This window comes from Nocardia aurea, from assembly GCF_003123685.1.
In the GTDB taxonomy this organism is placed as follows: Bacteria; Actinomycetota; Actinomycetes; order Mycobacteriales; family Mycobacteriaceae; genus Nocardia; species Nocardia aurea.
On sequence record NZ_QCYJ01000150.1, the window covers coordinates 1 to 1,556 of the forward strand.

2 protein-coding genes and 2 pseudogenes are annotated in these 1,556 nt (G+C 70.4%); all 4 read left to right on the plus strand.

Translation table 11 applies throughout. The features are described from left to right. Positions 1-449, plus strand: a pseudogene (locus tag DAT37_RS37755) (LiaF domain-containing protein); the annotation flags it as partial. Continuing rightward, positions 439-642, plus strand: a complete 204-nt coding sequence (locus tag DAT37_RS37760; protein WP_109529749.1) for a hypothetical protein — start codon at positions 439-441, stop codon at positions 640-642. The pseudogene DAT37_RS37755 and the gene DAT37_RS37760, both read left to right, overlap by 11 nt. 73 nt (positions 643-715) lie before the next feature. Further along, positions 716-1,198 carry a (2Fe-2S)-binding protein gene (locus DAT37_RS37765; RefSeq protein WP_109529750.1) on the plus strand — a complete coding sequence of 161 codons (483 nt, stop codon included), beginning with the start codon at positions 716-718 and terminating at the stop codon, positions 1,196-1,198. After that, positions 1,195-1,556 (plus strand): annotated as a pseudogene (locus DAT37_RS37770) (hypothetical protein); the annotation flags it as partial. The gene DAT37_RS37765 and the pseudogene DAT37_RS37770, both read left to right, overlap by 4 nt.

The following is a 1,556-nucleotide window of genomic DNA, read 5'->3' on the forward strand; positions in this document are numbered from 1 at the left end:
GCGGGGCCGGGCTGGCCGCGGCGGTCACGGGCGTGGCGCTGGTGATGTCAGTGGGGCTGATGGTCGGCGGGCTGCCGAGGCACGTCGGCACCGCCGACTGGACTCCGCTCACCGCGACGGAGGCCGGGAGCAGGCCGTACGACGTGGGCGTGGGCGACGGAACGCTGGACCTGTCGGAGATCCCGCTGTCCCCGGGCGCCGATCTGACGGTCGACGCCTCGGTCAGGATCGGCGAGCTGACCGTGATCGTGCCGCCCACGGCCAGGGTGGAGGTGCACGCCAGCAACAAGGTCGGCGACATCCAGATCGACCAGTCGCTCAGGGGAGGCGTGGACGTGCGGTTCGACAAGGTGCTGGAGCCGGAGACGCGGCCGGCCGGCAAGGCTCCCACGATCGTGCTGAACCTCAGGGGCGGCGTCGGCGACATGGAGGTGCGGCGTGCCGCGTGAGGTGGACAGGCCGCGGCGGCTGCACCGGACCGACTGGATGGCCCTGCTGACCGGGCTGCTTTTCGTGGTGCTCGGAATCCTCGTGTTGACCCGTTCGATCACGGATCCGCTGGTACTGTCGGGGCTGCTGGTGGTCGGGCTGGGGTTCGCGGGCCTGGTGGCGGTGATCGCCAGGGTCGTTCGAGGTAAGTGACCCTTGACCGGTAAAGACACGGGCGTACTTTGGCAATTACCCATTAATTCTCCCCTGCTCAGAGGGAGGACCCATGCCGCGTGTCACCATCACCGTCGACGGAGTCAGGCACGAGGAGGACGTGGAGCCGCGGCTCCTTCTCGTCCATCTGCTACGAGAGAGGCTGGGCAAGACCGGCACGCCCGTCGGCTGCGACACCTCCAACTGCGGCGCCTGCACCGTGCTGCTCGACGGCAGGAGCGTGAAGAGCTGCTCCGTGCTCGCGCTGCAGGCTGACGGCGGCGACGTCGTCACGATCGAGGGCGTCGGCGCGAACGGCTCCATGCACCCGATGCAGCGGGCCTTCCACGAGGAGCACGCGCTGCAGTGCGGCTACTGCACGCCGGGCATGGTGATTGCCGCGATCGACCTGGTCAGGACCGATCCGGACCCGTCGGAGGAGGCCATCAGGGAGGGCCTGGAGGGCAACCTCTGCCGGTGCACCGGCTACTGCAACATCGTTCGCGCGGTACGGCGGGGCGCGCAGGACATGGGGCAGGCGGTGAGCACGCCATGACCGAGCTGGACGCCGGCCTGGTCGGCGCGCGGTTAGCGGACAGCGGGCAGATCTCCGAGCCGGACGGCGGCAGGGAGATCGGCAGGGAGATCGGCAGGGCCCGGCGGCGCAAGGAGGACTCCAGGCTGCTGACCGGGCACACGAGGTGGACCGACAACCTCCGCCAGCCGGGGATGCTGCAGGTGATGTTCCTGCGCAGCCCGATGGCGCACGCCAGGATCACGCGGGTGGACGTGTCCGGTGCGCGCGGCCTGCCGGGGGTGGTGGCCGCCTTCAGCGGCCGGGACTTCGCCGGGGAGCAGGGCAGCCTGCCGTGCGCGTGGCCGGTGAGCGAGGACATCGTGATCCCCGACCATCC

Excerpts from the sequence above, each read along its gene's own strand:
- DAT37_RS37765 (WP_109529750.1), top strand. The coding sequence starts at position 716 with ATGCCGCGTGTCACCATCACCGTCGACGGAGTCAGGCACGAGGAGGAC.